16 protein-coding genes are annotated in these 14,975 nt (G+C 47.4%); 9 read left to right on the top strand and 7 right to left on the bottom strand.

Annotated features, from left to right (window positions below):
- Window positions 1-51 precede the first annotated feature (51 nt).
- Window positions 52-1,407 carry a D-alanyl-D-alanine carboxypeptidase gene (locus tag JGK36_RS12370; RefSeq protein WP_366858050.1) on the bottom strand — a complete coding sequence of 452 codons (1,356 nt, stop codon included), beginning with the start codon at window positions 1,405-1,407 and terminating at the stop codon, window positions 52-54.
- 190 nt (window positions 1,408-1,597) lie between these two features.
- Window positions 1,598-1,942 carry a ribbon-helix-helix domain-containing protein gene (locus JGK36_RS12365; protein WP_293181586.1) on the bottom strand — a complete coding sequence of 115 codons (345 nt, stop codon included), beginning with the start codon at window positions 1,940-1,942 and terminating at the stop codon, window positions 1,598-1,600.
- 571 nt (window positions 1,943-2,513) lie between these two features.
- Here JGK36_RS12365 and JGK36_RS12360 point away from each other — a divergent pair.
- On the top strand, window positions 2,514-3,029 hold the full coding sequence (locus JGK36_RS12360; RefSeq protein WP_293190189.1) for an HNH endonuclease: 516 nt from the start codon (window positions 2,514-2,516) through the stop codon (window positions 3,027-3,029).
- Between the two features lie 90 nt (window positions 3,030-3,119).
- Here the strand turns inward: JGK36_RS12360 and JGK36_RS12355 are convergent, their stop codons facing one another.
- A complete protein-coding gene (locus JGK36_RS12355; RefSeq protein ID WP_293190187.1) occupies window positions 3,120-3,245 on the bottom strand; it encodes a hypothetical protein in 126 nt (41 codons plus the stop codon).
- Window positions 3,246-3,267: 22 nt separating this feature from the next.
- On the opposite strand from JGK36_RS12355, the gene JGK36_RS12350 reads away from it, so the two are divergent.
- Window positions 3,268-3,666: an alr0857 family protein gene (locus JGK36_RS12350; RefSeq protein ID WP_293181580.1), complete on the top strand. Its 399-nt coding sequence runs from the start codon at window positions 3,268-3,270 to the stop codon at window positions 3,664-3,666.
- A 159-nt stretch (window positions 3,667-3,825) separates the two neighbouring features.
- Here JGK36_RS12350 and JGK36_RS12345 read toward each other — a convergent pair whose 3' ends face one another.
- Window positions 3,826-5,862, bottom strand: coding sequence for a ShlB/FhaC/HecB family hemolysin secretion/activation protein (locus JGK36_RS12345; RefSeq protein ID WP_293196754.1), 2,037 nt, complete (start codon window positions 5,860-5,862; stop codon window positions 3,826-3,828).
- Between the two features lie 438 nt (window positions 5,863-6,300).
- Window positions 6,301-7,164 (bottom strand): DUF928 domain-containing protein, encoded by an 864-nt coding sequence (locus JGK36_RS12340; RefSeq protein WP_293196753.1) that lies wholly within the window; start codon window positions 7,162-7,164, stop codon window positions 6,301-6,303.
- 230 nt (window positions 7,165-7,394) lie between these two features.
- On the opposite strand from JGK36_RS12340, the gene JGK36_RS12335 reads away from it, so the two are divergent.
- From JGK36_RS12335 to JGK36_RS12325, 3 genes are all read left to right on the top strand, one after another.
- Window positions 7,395-7,544, top strand: coding sequence for a hypothetical protein (locus JGK36_RS12335; protein WP_293181571.1), 150 nt, complete (start codon window positions 7,395-7,397; stop codon window positions 7,542-7,544).
- Window positions 7,545-7,591: 47 nt separating this feature from the next.
- On the top strand, window positions 7,592-9,277 hold the full coding sequence (locus JGK36_RS12330; RefSeq protein ID WP_293196752.1) for a transglutaminase domain-containing protein: 1,686 nt from the start codon (window positions 7,592-7,594) through the stop codon (window positions 9,275-9,277).
- 443 nt (window positions 9,278-9,720) lie between these two features.
- Complete coding sequence (locus tag JGK36_RS12325) at window positions 9,721-9,858, top strand: hypothetical protein (RefSeq protein WP_293147539.1); 138 nt, start codon at window positions 9,721-9,723, stop codon at window positions 9,856-9,858.
- A 454-nt stretch (window positions 9,859-10,312) separates the two neighbouring features.
- Here JGK36_RS12325 and JGK36_RS12320 read toward each other — a convergent pair whose 3' ends face one another.
- The gene (locus JGK36_RS12320; protein WP_293181566.1) at window positions 10,313-11,203 is read right to left on the bottom strand and encodes an alpha/beta fold hydrolase; all 891 of its coding nucleotides are present in this window, start codon (window positions 11,201-11,203) and stop codon (window positions 10,313-10,315) included.
- A 261-nt stretch (window positions 11,204-11,464) separates the two neighbouring features.
- On the opposite strand from JGK36_RS12320, the gene JGK36_RS12315 reads away from it, so the two are divergent.
- Window positions 11,465-11,704 (top strand): hypothetical protein, encoded by a 240-nt coding sequence (locus JGK36_RS12315; RefSeq protein WP_293181563.1) that lies wholly within the window; start codon window positions 11,465-11,467, stop codon window positions 11,702-11,704.
- 195 nt (window positions 11,705-11,899) lie between these two features.
- Window positions 11,900-12,391, top strand: coding sequence for an anti-sigma regulatory factor (locus tag JGK36_RS12310; protein WP_293181560.1), 492 nt, complete (start codon window positions 11,900-11,902; stop codon window positions 12,389-12,391).
- Window positions 12,392-12,630: 239 nt separating this feature from the next.
- On the opposite strand, the gene JGK36_RS12305 is transcribed toward JGK36_RS12310, so the two are convergent.
- Window positions 12,631-12,906: a DUF6439 family protein gene (locus JGK36_RS12305; protein WP_293181557.1), complete on the bottom strand. Its 276-nt coding sequence runs from the start codon at window positions 12,904-12,906 to the stop codon at window positions 12,631-12,633.
- A gap of 114 nt (window positions 12,907-13,020) precedes the next feature.
- Here JGK36_RS12305 and JGK36_RS12300 point away from each other — a divergent pair, with 114 nt between their 5' ends.
- Both JGK36_RS12300 and asnS read left to right on the top strand, forming a co-directional pair.
- Window positions 13,021-13,386: a DUF2203 domain-containing protein gene (locus tag JGK36_RS12300; protein WP_293181554.1), complete on the top strand. Its 366-nt coding sequence runs from the start codon at window positions 13,021-13,023 to the stop codon at window positions 13,384-13,386.
- 106 nt (window positions 13,387-13,492) lie between these two features.
- Window positions 13,493-14,884, top strand: a complete 1,392-nt coding sequence (gene asnS, locus JGK36_RS12295) for an asparagine--tRNA ligase (protein WP_293190183.1) — start codon at window positions 13,493-13,495, stop codon at window positions 14,882-14,884.
- Window positions 14,885-14,975: the final 91 nt, after the last annotated feature.

Genomic DNA, 14,975 nt, shown 5'->3' with positions numbered 1-14,975 from the left:
TATTGGCTATTCGCCAAGAATCAAACATAATATTATTCATCAAATCTGGTGTTATTGAACAAGTTCGCTGCGAGATACCTTACTACTTCTAGCAGGATTTGGCGTTAATTCCGGTGGCGAAACTTGAACGCTTCCCCATTCAGTCAAAAAGCTTTTCAACAAAACCTCTTGCTGAGTGCGAAATGCCTCGACATTTGCCCCTCGATTCATAATCACAAACCACACGGTTTCTTGTTTTTGAGTGGGTAGCGCTCCGCCCAAAGCGCTAACATTATCCAATGTGCCAGATTTGACTACTGCTAACTTTGGCAGCGCCCGTTCTGACAAGATTCCTTTATCTTTGCCAACTACAGTTAAGACATCAGCAACTGTCATGCTGTAAGGTTGCAGGTAGCGTTCTAAAGCTATAAATAACCCGCACGCAGCCCTAGGAGAAATGCGATTGTCGTCGCTCAATCCGGAACCGTTGACGAGTTGAATTTCTGCGGGAGGAACTCCAGTTGCTGCTGCTGCTTTTTGCGCGACTGTTTTGGCGCCACCAACAGTATCAGCTAGCATATCTGCCATGAGATTGTTGCTGTACTGATTCATTTTTTTGATAAGTTCGGCGAGGGGTAAAGAATAATGTTTGGCTAAGGGTACGGCGCTGGGACGTGCTGGCAAAACTTTGACAGTACCATCAATTACTATTTGGGGTTTCGGTGTATTGGGAGGAAGTGTTTGATACTGGGCTGCGGCTTCGCCCGGCCAGATTTCGCTGTTCAATGCTTGTTTGAGCAATTCTCCTGATTTGAGGGGATTTAATTCAAAGTTCATGTAAAATTTACCGACAATAATTAAAGTGCCAGTGACTCGTTTGATGCCTTTTTTATTTAAGGCGTTACCGAGGGCGATCGCCTCTTCCCACACAAACAACGGATCTTCGCTGCCCTCAATCACTAAATCGCCTTTTAATACACCGTCTTTGATGGTGCCGTTGGTACTAATTTCGGTGATAAATTGATGTTCCGGCCCGAATTGTTGCAGCGCTACCAGAGATGTTGCTACTTTGGTAATGGAAGCGGCTGACAGAGGAACTGTACCTTGATGATTGGCGAGTAATGTATTGCCCGATTGCATCCAGATTCCTTGGTCTTCTTTGGCAGAACCTTGGGCCGTCAATGCGTTGAGATATTGCTGGATTTTGGTATTTGTGGCGGTTTCGGGATTGTTGAGAGAAACTGTTAACGGCTGATTGGGTTTAACTGGCGGCGGGGAAGATTCGGCTACAGGAGAGGGAGTTGCAAGTTGGGGTGATTCGGTAGCGGCGCATCCGGCGATCATTGTGAGAAGGGCGATCGAGCTTACAGCACTCAAGTAGCGGTTTTTCAGCATTACCTTAATCTTTTCCATCAAATTTACCATCATCTTTCGGCATACCCGATGGAAAGTTTAGCATTAGTCCGCGCGTCTTCCTTCTGGGATCTTTCTTCGCGAACTTAGCGTCTTCTTGCTTTCTTTAAATATAGATATCTTGGAAATGCTTCGGGATTTGATCTTCAGCGCCTGGGGTTCTCACCCCAGGCCGATCGCAATCGCAAATTCTCGGTAAACTGGTTTATCCAGCCATACTGCCCATACTCCCCATACTCAGGGGCACCATTTCGCCGTGCATCGTCAGGCCTAATAACATCGGCTCATTAACTCGAATCAACTCTCCTGTAAGGGCGCAGCGTTCCTCCTGCTGTGCTGTGGCGTTAATGCTGGCTCGAATATCCGATCGACAAAACATCTGACGATACTCTCCAGACTTCTGCTGGACGTAATTCCAGAGCAAATCTCGAATCAAAGCTTGATAGCCTTGATTGCCAGCGAGCTCTTTGAGTCTCTCCTTGAGCTCTCTTTCCAATCGAATGCTGGTGACTTCCATTTCGGTGGTTGAGGTTCTAGGTAGGGTATGCATAATTTTTCTCCGTGACGGGTGGACATATCTGTAATATCAGTGTAGTATGTTTAAAGCTAGATTTAAAGGTCTCAGATCACTTTCTGCCTACTGTGAAATTTTTCCCCACCTACTCTACTTATCAACTCAAGTGCGATCGCCCCAGGGGTCGCGCTGAGTCCTCACGGCAAGTCTTTATGACAGGTTTGCTAACCCCTACAGCGACCTCGTGGGCTGGGACAAGCCCAATTAAACCCGGTTATAGTGGATTAGGACTAATTTCAGAAATTAATTACAACGAGGTAGACCGGGACGGTCTGGGAGTGGCACGGCCACACCATAAAGATAGGCGAAGCGGGAGGTACAGCTAACGACTGTACCAACATAAGATGAAAATTTGCATGAAAGCAGTTTTTCTAGCCCCCGCTTCACTCGTAAGAGAAGCGGGGGCATTTGATTGGAGATTGGAGCAATTTGGCAAGGCTTGGGGAACTCGCAAAAACTAGATGTAGCCAATGCTGGGAAGCATTCCAAATCTAAAATCTCAAATCTAAAATCTCAAATCTAAAATCCAAATGAGGAGGAGCAAGCCGTGACCGTAGTAACTGATGTATTGAGGCAATCTGTTGTGGTATTTTCTCAAAATTACCTACCGATGAGCCGTGTCAACATCAAACGGGCGATCGTACTTTTGGTAACAGGCAAGGCTGAACCTCTGGATTTTAGCATCGGCAATGGCTATCTAGTGCGATCGCCCAGCACCAGCATCCACGTACCCGAACAAATCCGCTTAACTTTTGGCAACAGGGAGCGTGTTTGGAAAGTACCACCGGTCAATCGCCGGGAAGTGTTGCGCCGAGATGCCCATGCTTGCCAATACTGTGGCAACAACAGGCATTTGACGCTGGATCACGTGATGCCTCGATCGAAGGGCGGGTCGCATACTTGGGACAACGTAGTGACGGCTTGCGAACGGTGCAACTCTCGTAAGGGCGATCGAACTCCCATAGAAGCTGGAATGTCTCTGCGAACCAAGCCGAAGGCTCCCATTCACCCCACTGTTGCTTTTGCCGAAATGTTTTGGCACGAATACCAAATTGGGGAATAGGGAATGGGGCATGGGGAATGGGGCATGGGGAATAGGGCATGGGGCATGGGGCATGGGTAATAGTTAGTGGTTTTTCTAATAACCAATTCCCTATTTGACCAATTCCCTATTTGACCAATTCCCAATTCCCAATTCCCAATTCCCAATTCCCAATTCCCGATTCCCAATTCCCGATTCCCAATGCCCAATTCCCAATTCCCAATTTTCAATTTTCAATTCCAAATTTAAGGCTGTCAATATGCTGAAGTTGACTTACACTGAAACGGGCTTTAACCTAGAGCGTTTGGCTCAATCTCCCGAACAGTTAGTGGCGCTGCGAGTTGTGCTGGCTATGCGAGTTGGTCAAAGCATCAGCGTCGAACCGAGCACTGCGGCATTTTTGCTGCCCGCGAATTTGCCGGCGCTTTCTCTGTTGGAATCTGAGGCCCGCCGAGATGATACCGATTCGATCGCTCTTTGTGTTGCTGATGCTGATTTTGTCGAAGTGACCCTGCGCGGTACGTGGATTGGAGGGGCATCTGAAGGCGCTGATGGGGTGTTTGCGACGGTTTTGAGCGATCGGGCGGAGCGGTTGTTGCTCGGACTCTGGCTCGAAACTCAGGCTGCTGCCGAGGTTGTCGGGGAAGTCGGCGATTAAGATCCGATCGAGAAAGTTCGGCAGGGAGCATCTCGGCGCCAGCTTTGATAGCAGTGCTGTCCCCGCTCGCGAGTGATAAAATACGCGAGCGGGGACGCTCGCACTGCTGTAAAAAAAATGCTTTTTGCAATCAGATGCTTTCTCCATCCCCCACTCTCGTTAAGGCGTGTAAATGATGTTGAAGTAAATGCCATTATCTTGCAGGTTGTTGCCTTTATCGGTAATTCTCACCAAAGGAAAAGCATAATCTACACGCAAGTTCACCCGCCGTATCGGTTCCCAGATTACCCCCAAACCCATACCTGCTAAAAATGTCTGATTGGTTAATTTATTAGGATTATTGGGAGCGTTCCACACCGTACCCGCATCCAAAAAAGGAGCTAATTGAAGTTTGGGATTTCCCGAAGCATCCCGCTGCAAAGTAATCCGATCCTCGATCGACAGTCGGAAGCCGTTATCGCCAGAACGCACATTTTGGCGGTAGCCGCGCAGAGATTGCCCGCCGCCAATTACAAATTGCTGCGAAGGTAACAAACTATTAGCAGAAAGTTGTAAGTCTGACTGCAAAATTAATAAATGTTTATCATTTAATCGCTGTACTCGCTGCACTTGACCCAGCCAACTCAAAAATTGTCCGTCAGGGACAGAACCTTCATTTTGAGTAGCATCAAACAAGCTTGTGCCGATCGTAAATTGCGATCGCAAAGCCCAAGCACCCTGGGGATCCCGCCGAATGTAGTCCTGTCCCAGCTTGATCGCAGTCGTAGTCGTGACACCATTGGAGTCAGGGCCCGAGCCAAATGGAGTCGGTACACCGGCGACAAAAGTTCTGCCTTTCTGATAAGTAAGACCGGCAGATAGGGCAAATTCTTCGATCGGCGTTCTCCGCAGCGGCTGGCGGTAACTAACTTCAAATAAATGCGATTTTCCCGAAATGTCAAAAGCATCAAAAGGTTCTTGTACTATACTGTTGCGGTTCGGCGCTGCCCTCAATTGCAACGTGCCGTTCATCGCATTTAGCGGCAAGCGATAGCTGAAATCGAAGACATCTGAATCGCCGAGCGATCGATAATAAGCACCCGCAAGTTCATCGCCATTTCCTGTGAGATTGCGGTGCCGCAAACTAACACCCAATCTTTCAGAACCGACGCTGGGAGGCGAATAATTGTCAATGCTGAAACTAGATTGAAATGGATTAGCTTCCGTAACTCTGACGATCAGAATGCTCTCTCCTTCATTATCCCCAGCCCGCAGGCTGGCTTCTACATTGTCAAATAAAGGATCGACTCGCAGCAGCCGGAGTTGGTTTTCTAATGAAGCTGTACTTAAAGGCATTCGGGCACCGAGTCGAATCCGGCTGCGGATGTAACTTGGATGCAATCTTTTAGCTCCTTCTACCTCAATTCGAGTCAGCTTGCCTTCGATAACTTGAATTTTGACTACCCCTGCGGTGATAGTTTGGGGCGGCAAGACGGCTCTCGAAGTGATGTAGCCACGATTGAGGTAAATTTCGGTAATTTTGTCGGCGATTTGTTTGAGCTGTTCTAGCGTGGTAGAACGGCCCTCTAACGGCTTGACTAAGGCATTAATTTCGTCTTGGCTTAAAATTGTGCTGCCAACTACTTGAATTTTCTGCACCTGAATTACCTGATTCGGGAGCGGCAGGGGAACTGGGGACGGGCGCTCCGGTGCAACTGGTTGCGGTATTTGAGGAGGTTCTGGGGAAGGCTGCGGGGCCGGTTGCAAAAATCGATCGCGATTTGGATCTGGCTGAGTCGGTGGCGGGGGCAGGTTTGGAGGGGTATTTTGTGGGTTTTGGGCTAAAACATTGCTATGTAGCTGGTTAGGGAATATCGGTTCGCTGTTAACTAGATTTGGTCTTTCGGGTTCCGGGTGGGCATCACAACCAGTTTCATTAATTGTGGAACAGCGATCGGCCTGGTTGTCAAGAGGGTTGTTTTCGGCAAAATCCGGCAGTTGATTGAAGTTAGTTGCAGTTTCATCCTGCTTGATTTCGAGTTTTTGCAGTGCTAATACTCCGTTGGCCGGATCTGCTAAGTTGTCAGCGGCGGCGGGCAACTGAGAAATATCGTCCGTTTGGGATATAGCTTGATGGGCATCAAAGCAAGCAATGGGGAGCGCAGTTAGAAGTGAAATCCCCAACCGAAATATTGCAATATTTGCTCTCGGGCGCATAATTAATATTTTTGTAAAATAATTTTGCTTGCTGCTTGACTATGCAAGTTTACCATTTAGTATTGGGCGCAATTTGAACATAAAATTTTCAATAGTCCGGCTTTCCAGAGACAAGGGGACTGGGAGCATCTCAATTTTGCTATCGAAGTCGATCGATCTTTTAGATTTTAGATTTTAGATTTTAGATTTGGGGGATTGGGGGATTTAGTCGCGAGGATCGGGACTCTAGTAGCATCTGAAGTGCAGTCGCTTCAATAAAAATGCCCAGTTGCAACCTCCCAGATCCTCCTAGCGAATCCTTATGCTGGTCAGCGCAAAAATTTTAATTTATTGAGGACGATCGACCAAAAAACCCGAGACAGGCAAAAATCATCTGTGGCGCTGCCAAATACCGCGCGCGATCGCCACGGGTTTTTGGTACTTGCTGCACAAGTCGAATTATTTTTTGGCGATGGGTGTTAACTGACTGGGGATTAATGGTTCTCGGGCAATTTTGCCGAGTTCGACTGCACTCAACACTTCTGACCACTCGAACGCTAAACTGGCATCGCTGGGAGACTCCACGCGCAATTGAGCTAGAGCTGCCAGGTACTCGTACCAGAGACCTTGTTTGCCGAAGATGCTCAGCTTGGCGCGACCCTCGGGCGATCGATCCAACTCTGTTTTCAAGGTTGGGGCCACTGCGATGCGGTTTATCCACCCCGAAACGAGAACCTCATCTCTATAGTTTTTTGGGTTGCATTTGATAGTAAAGTACCATTGATAGTTTTTGCCAACTTCCAGGGCTGGCGAGTTGCCGTCGGAGCCGAGGTTGATGCTAACGATACCAGGACGGCTCGTTACCATCCGAAAACTTTTTTTGTATACCGTTTTGTCGCTTTCGTCTGCTAACTCAAACTGAACTGTTTTGTCGATGGCTACGGGAACGTAGTAGAAAAATGTCGGCTTTGCTGATATTGTTTGCCCCATAGTTGATTGGGGAATCAAGGCAGTTAAGGCATTTGTGGCAGTGCATTCTAAGCCGCGGGTTCCTCCCCCTTCCCGTCTTCCGGGTACTCCCTGCTCCGGCGGTTGAAAGTTATTCCACGTGCCTCCCAATTGCTGGTTGTTCGGTCTGCTTCCAGTTAGTTCCGGGGGTTGAACTGTTTGCCAGTTGAGTGGTAGCTGCGGTTGTGAGGGGCGGCGGACATTGTTACCGGGGCTGTTGAGAGCAAGAGCTGGTATTAAACTACCAACGGCAACTCCCTCTAGAGACAGAATTAAGGAAAGAGCACCGATGTTTAGAGCAGACTTCCAAGCCATGACGAACCTGCCTTCTAATGAACCTAGGAACTTAAACACACGATTTTATTCTACCCAAGGTTTTGACGGATCTAGTAATCTGTTGTACTTAATTTATATCTTCCAACAGATACGATTAGTTTGGCCCTTCTGAGCAAGATGGAATTCTGTGTCGCGTTTTTCAGTGGTAGCTTGGTAGTTATACTTACTTGCCTGCACGACAGCAGGTTGGGTTGAGCTTGTCAAAGCCAATGTTCAGAAAGACTAATATTCCGGTTTTTTTACTGCGATCGCAGGCTAAAAAGCGTCTTTTCGTAAAAAAACCGGTTGATGCGTCAGTTCAGGATATCAGGAACCTCGGCAATTTTGCTGATGAGCCTAAAGCGATCGGCTACAAGTGAGCAAATTAAGTTTTCTGTACAATACAATAGCGGCAAAAAAATTTAGCATGAATCTCGATTCACCTGTTCTCTCGGACAAACAGCCTTCGGGGCTGCGGATGGTAAGACCGATCGGGGTCTTGGCGCTGCACGGCATTACTTTTTTAGGAAATAGGTTATTCGCGGTCGATCGCACCGAAGGGCTACTATTGGAGATCGATCGAGAAACTGACAACACTACTGTTTTGAATCCTCATCAAACGGCTAAGTTTGCAGGCGCAACCGGGCTGGCGATTTGGGAAGATACTCTCTGGTTTTCGCGAGATGAGGATATTTGTTGCTGTCCGGGCGCAATTCGGGATGGGGCAATCGCTGAACTCAAACCGGAACATTTTGTTTCCCTTTCTTATCCCGCTGACGGGATTGCAGTTTGGAAATCTACGCTGTATGTGACTTGCCAGAGATTGGGCTATATTCTGGTTTTTGATGTAAAAACTGGTCGGGAAATTACTCGGTTTTATGCTCCCGGTATTGGGATAGAAAATATCACTGTCCGGGATGAGGAACTCTGGGTTTGCGACAAGACTGAGCAAACTGTTTACTGTTTGGAACGGGCAACTGGGGAGATTAAATTTAGCGTTTTGACTCCCTTTGAATGGCCTTCGGGTTTGGCTTTTCACAAAGATTCCCAGACGGGCGAAGAGGTTCTGTATGTGGCTTATGCCGGGGATGAACTTTATATTCGGGACGATCCGAATTCGGAAGATCCTTTTCAGTTGACGAAGCGCGATCGCACTTTTGTTCACCCTTTATCTTTTCACTACAATGAAGCCGAACGCTTCGCTCTGTCAAATGGTTTTTTGATGGAAATGTCCTATGTGGAGGAACTTTCTCCCCTGGATGAGGTAGAAATCGATAATTTGGAGTGGCGGATTGCTTTACCTTCGGACACTCACCGACAAAAGGTCAGGAAAATTACGCCGATTGGGATGCCTTTTACTGAGGAAATTCAGGAAGGGGAACGGGTGGCGGTGTTTAAGTTCGATCGCCTCCAGAAGGGGGAACGGCGAGTTTTTGGCTGGAAGGCGTTGTTGGAAGTGCGATCGATTAAGTATCAGTTGTCACCTCGGAATGTAGAAAAGATACCGCAACTATCGCCGGAGTTTGCAGCGAAGTATTTGGTGGACAATGATAATTTGGCGATGGATACGGAGATTGTGCGATCGGCTGCGGTGGCCTCCATTGGCACAGAAACTAATATTCTGAGGAAGTTACTGAGCATTCGCAATTTTGTTTACGACCAACTTTCTTACGGGATTAGACCTCACATTGACACTCCCGATATTGTACTGCGTCGCGGCGTCGGTTCTTGCGGCGAGTATGTGGGGTTGTTGTTGGCTTTGGCAAGGTTGAACGGAATTGCTTGTCGCACAATTGGGCGTTATAAGTGTCCGGCTTTTGCTGACAGAAAAGGTTTGCCGCTGGAACCCGATTTCAATCACGTTTGGCTGGAGTTTTACATTCCAGGTTTTGGCTGGGTGCCGATGGAATCTAATCCTGATGACATTCAAGACAGAGGCCCTTATCCTTTGCGGTTTTTTATGGGTTTAGCTTGGTATCACGTGGAAATTGGCAAGGGAATTCGCTTCCAAAGTCTCACCAGCGGGGGTCTGCCTTTGAAGAAGGAGGATGTTTCCGTGGGAAGTCTGGCCATTAATCATGTCCGGTTTACAATTTTGGAAGAGTTGTTTTAAGGAAGAGTTGACTGTTGACTGTTGACTGTTGACTGTTGACTGTTGACTGTTGGCAGTTGGCAGTTGATAGTTGACAGAGGGAAGACTCGGAGTATCTCACTTTTGTAAAAAAGCAATTTCTTTACAGTGCGAGCGTCCCCGCTCGCGAGTGTTAGATAGATCGTAGATCGCGAGTTCTTGAAGTGGTCGCACTATAAAATCAAAACTGAGATGCTTCCGGGAAGACTTTTCTCATCTCCCCCTCTCGGACTCTCCAAGTCTCCCTCTCACCCAATTCAAAACACGTTCGGTACAATAACCGTTATCAGGTTTGTAGTGAGGACTTTAGTCCGCAGAGTTTGATGAAGATTTCCATTCCTTGCTACAAACTAATTTTATTGGGGTTGTGCGATCGCACATAATCTCAAGTCTAAATCTCAAGTATAAGGCAAGCAGGAGGGGTTGTGGAATTTTCGATTGCTAATTTGCTGGTTTTGGTAGCCTTTGTGCTGTTGCTGACAGTGACTGGCGGGGTCGCTTATTTGACAGCAGTTGAATGGCGCGATCGCAGGCGCTTAGATAACGCCAAGCGTAAAAAATAGTCGCTATTTGCTGTTGACAAATTGCATTTTTCATGATAGTAAACAAGGCAACCCAAATAGGTCGCCTTTAGAGGTTTGTAGTGAGGACTTTAGTCCGCAGAAATTGATGCGGACTGAAGTCCTCACTACAAACCTATTTGATTTAGTAGGATTCACGGGCGGGACGCCCGCGCCACAATCAACACACTTGAAGTCATTGGTTATTGGTTGTTGGTTATTGGTTGTTGGTTATTGGTTGTTGGTTATTGGTTGTGCATTTAAATTGTATCTTTAGGGCGGGCAAGATGCCCGCCCCACAAAAGTTTAACTTTATTCGGACGTGCAATTTAAATGCCTCGGAGCTGATTTGTCCTATGTTTCTTGTTAGTTGTTCGTTCTAATAACCAATAACCAGTAACTCATGCCCTATGCCCTATGCCCTATGCCCCATGCCCTATGCCCTATGCCCTATGCCCTAGTCAATTATCCACGCGCGAATCAGTTCGTTTACCTCTTCTGGTACTTCGTCGTGGGGACAGTGACCGGCTTTGATAAAGTGTTCTGTCAACTGCGGATAATGTTCGCGGAATTTGGCGCTTCTGTTGGTAGAATTCATCCACGGATCGCCCTCTCCCCACAGCATTAGCAGCGGGCAATTTAATTGACTCAACAATACGTCGATTTTTTCACCTTGGGGTGTTCGGAAGACGGAGGCGAATACTTTGGGTGCACCCCGATCGCACGAGGGTTGGTAAATTTCTTCTACTAATTGGTCTGTGACGGCGCTTTGGTCGAGATAAACTTTTTGTAGGGTTTTCCGAATTGTCGATCGCCCTCGTACGTATTGGAACAGCAGAAAACTTGCCCAATCTTGCTGGAATAAGGTTTTAGCTACGGTAGATATGGCTTTTTGCAAGGGCGGGGCTTCGGGTGCGGGCTGAGGTTCGCTGAAGGGGCCGGCGCTGTTGATTAAGATGAGTCCGGTGGCTGATTCGGGACGCTGGGCTGCTACGCACAAGGCGGCGTAGCCTCCGAGGGAGTTCCCGGCTAGTACGGCGGGCCGGCCGATGACGTTGGTGATGAAGTCGTGGAGTTGGTCGCGCCAGAGCTCGCCGCTGTACTGGATTTCGGGTTTTGCCGATCGCCCGAATCCGATCAGGTCGATCGCCCACACTTCAAATTCTTTGCTCAGCCCGCTGATATTTTTGCGCCAGTGGTCTGTGGATGCTCCAAAACCGTGAATTAACAGCAGGGGAGGGCGTTCGAGATGTCGATCGCTCGACCGCACATAGTATACTGAATGGCCCCGCCATTGCCAGTATGTGCCTGGAATGGGGGTTGCAGTGATGGCTGGGGTTGTTTGCATAATGTAAAGAAATAAGTATTTACTTTAACTATTGTATCGTGAGGTTCAGATTTATAAAGTTTTGCCAACGCGCTGGGGTTTTGCCAGTAAGGGATACGTCAAGTTGGTCGAGTTGGGCTAGTTCGGGCGATCGCACTCATAATCAATAAGTTTTGTAACAAATATTGATTTGGTAAAGGTCGCAGCAGTCGGATTTTCAGTATTCGATCGGCATTTTGGAAATATATCTGGTTTCGACTGCAACACACCTAGGTAAGATCCTTGCGATCTTTGGTACAAGTAGGAGATCTAGGCGATCGGGCCCAAGCTGTGGTGGTGGGAGTCGATCCCCATTGGCTAGGAGTCAAGGGATCGACTTTTTTGGACGGATTTCCGATCTTTTCAAGGTGGGGATCGTTTGGTAAGCGAGCTGTTGACGGCTTGGGATGCAGCGGGTTCAGCTTCAGTGCCCTAGCAAAAGCCGACCTCAAAAATCAGGATGCGGGTAGAAGTTATAAGTAAAATTACTGGGAGTTCTTGGCAAAAGTTTCTGAGAATCGCAGAATATTTTGTGATGTTCTTTGCTTTTCTTAACGGCTTTGATACTCTAAGATAGAAATAGAGCTGCGCCGCTCAATTAATGAGTATTTTGAATACTAGGGAGCCAACTATGCAGGGTGTGAAGTTTATCCACCTGAAAGTTAGGGAGTTTTCTGAGTGATTGCTATCTCAGCCCGTCCGGTCGTCGGACGCAATTGGATTACGATTAGCTTCGCTTCTACCCTATACCTTTGTCCTATTTTGGATCTGCTCCTAGCAGAGATTCCGCCTCACTGGCAAGCGGAATTACGGTTGGGGCTTCAAGAAGCTTTGGTAAATGCCGCTAAGCATGGAAATAAGTTAGACCCCAGTAAAACTGTTGGAGTCCGTTTTTCGATCGTCCAAAACGAATATTGGTGGGTGATATCAGACGAAGGTTGTGGCTTTAAAGCACCTTGCGGTTGCGACCTTTATACCGATACTTGCGACAGTCTCATAACAGAGGATGTTGCAGATAATTCTGCATTCCCCCATGTTGAACAAGAATGTGGTAGGGGGCTGTTTATCCTTTACCAAATATTCGATCGGGTTGAGTGGAATTCTCAAGGCACAGAGTTACGGCTGTGCAAAGAACTTCCCAGTCGCTACCGGCTGCCTCGCTTGCGCTAGAACTGATATTTGGCAGCATTTTTCAGCTCGGCTCGACCTGCATTTTTTTTCGTTTCCTCGCTGAACCGAGGATGGAGAATTTTGAGTATCAGGCTATTGATAGTAGATGATAATGCAAAATGTGAGTTTTGAGTGAGAAAAGTATAAATCTTTTTTAGCTCGCAATCGCGCTGCTCGATCGAGCAGCGCGATTCTTTGAGTTTTGGACTCTAGTCAAATATTTAACTCAAGAGTCAAAATTATTTGCCGTGAGTCGGGCACGGAGGTGCACAGATCGATCGATCCAGCCATCCTGCTGCTTGGTTTAAGCGCGGCAGAGCTTCTTCGGGCTGATTTTTCAGCAAAAAGACCAAAGCGGCCGCGGCTTGCTCTCCGGCCCGGGCGGAACGGTTGGCTTTGAGGCGGTGCCAATCTCTTTCGGAAATGGCGAGGCGGGCTGCGAGGGCTTGAGCCAGTTCTACTGTGCTCAGCTCGTTGAGGTTGACAGTTTGGGTTGTTTGTGTAGTTTCAAGCATAGATGGCAATTATAGCTATTTGGCTGCGGTTTCTGAATTGAAAAAATATACTGCATATAATAACAAGTTAATTGGGAATTGTTTTTTTCAGTATTGTCGGGTTTGCAGATCGAAATGCCTCAACAGCCGTCAGAGTTAAATCGGGAAGATTCAGAAAATGAGTTTGTGCAGGCGATCGCAGCAGTGGAGCGATCGCTCGCAGCAGTCAAAGAGCGTTACACTCAGATTCAGTGCGATCGCCAGCGCCAAGCCGAACTCGGCAACCGGCGAGAAGATGTCCGCCAGTCTCTGCGCCAAAACCCATTACCGCAACTCAAGAAAGAATTGCGGGAAATTGAACAAGAACTGGAAACGATCGAGTTAAATTTAGAAAGCAGCCTGTTTTCTTGGGGAAGCATAAAACAACCTTTTTGGCAAGCGGTTCGCTTTGGGGGACTCGGTATTTTGCTCGGTTGGATTTTGAAATCCTATGTCGGTTGAATTATGTTAGGAGTTATGATTTTTTTTACCGCAGAGGGCGCAGAGGGCGCAGAGGAAGAGAAAAGAGAGAATTATGGTGCAAAATATTAAATAAACAGGATTGGATATGACAAATCAACGAATTGCAGCAATTTTGCGCGCCGGCGAACCAGACGAAACTGTAACCATTCAAGGCTGGGTTCGTACTAAACGCGAGTTAAAAGAATTTGCCTTTGTCGAAGTCAACGATGGTTCGGCGATGGCTAACTTGCAAGTAGTCATTAATGCTGATTTGCCCGACTTTGAAAATATACTCAAACAAATCAATACAGGTGCATCTGTAGAAGTTTCAGGAGTGCTGGTGGCATCTCCCGCGAAGGGACAGCGAATTGAGTTGAAAGCTTCACAAGTACAAGTTTACGGCGAAGCAGACCCGCAAACTTATCCGCTCCAGAAAAAGCGCCATTCCTTGGAATTTTTGCGGACAATCGCCCATTTGCGGCCGCGCACAAACACCCACGGCGCTGTTTTTCGAGTCCGCAATGCTTGTTCGGCGGCGGTACACCAATTTTTTCAAGAGCGCGGTTTTTTGTGGGTTCACACTCCGATTTTGGCTGCTAGCGACTGCGAAGGTGCGGGGGAAATGTTCGCCGTTACTAACTTCGATTTAAAGAATGTGCCGCGTACTGATTCGCAAGAAGTTGATTATGCGAAAGACTTTTTTGGGAAGCGCGCCTATTTAACAGTTAGCGGCCAGTTGGAAGCGGAAGTTATGGCAATGGCTTTCGGTAATGTTTACACTTTTGGCCCGACTTTCCGAGCGGAGAATTCCAATACTTCGCGGCATTTAGCTGAGTTTTGGATGATTGAACCGGAGATGGCTTTCTGCGATTTGCAGGGTAATATGGATTTGGCTGAGGCGTTTTTAAAGTACATTTTTAACTTTGTTTTGGAGCATTGTCCGGAGGATATGGAGTTTTTCAACGAGCGGATTGATAAGACTGTTTTGGCGACTGCTGAAAATATTATTAACAATCAGTTTGAGCGAATTACTTACACGGAGGCGATCGCACTTTTGGAAAAAGCTGACAAAAAGTTTGATTTTCCGGTAAGCTGGGGCTTAGATTTGCAATCGGAACACGAGCGCTATTTGGCTGAGGACTTGTTTAAAAAGCCGACTATTGTCAGCGATTATCCCGTCGGGATTAAAGCATTTTATATGCGCTTAAATGAGGACGAGAAAACGGTGCGAGCGATGGATGTTTTGGCTCCGAATATTGGGGAAATTATCGGCGGTTCGCAGCGGGAAGAACGGCTCGATGTGTTGGAGCGGCGCATGGACGCGCAGGGTATGAATAAGGAGGAGTTGTGGTGGTATTTGGATTTGCGCCGCTACGGTACTGTACCTCACGCTGGCTTTGGTTTGGGGTTTGAACGGTTGGTGCAGTTTATGACTGGGATGGGGAATATTCGGGATGTAATTCCGTTTCCGAGAGCACCTTTGACTATTGATTTTTAGATGCAGACGGCGGTTGAAACCGCGCCTACAAAAACAAAGTCCGCCTCCGCGGACTGAAGACAATAACATAATCTTCACAGCGCGTTATTTA

It is taken from the genome of Microcoleus sp. PH2017_35_SFW_U_B (assembly GCF_020737865.1).
Classification (GTDB): Bacteria; Cyanobacteriota; Cyanobacteriia; order Cyanobacteriales; family Microcoleaceae; genus Microcoleus.
This window is presented reverse-complemented; position numbering and strand designations above follow the sequence as displayed.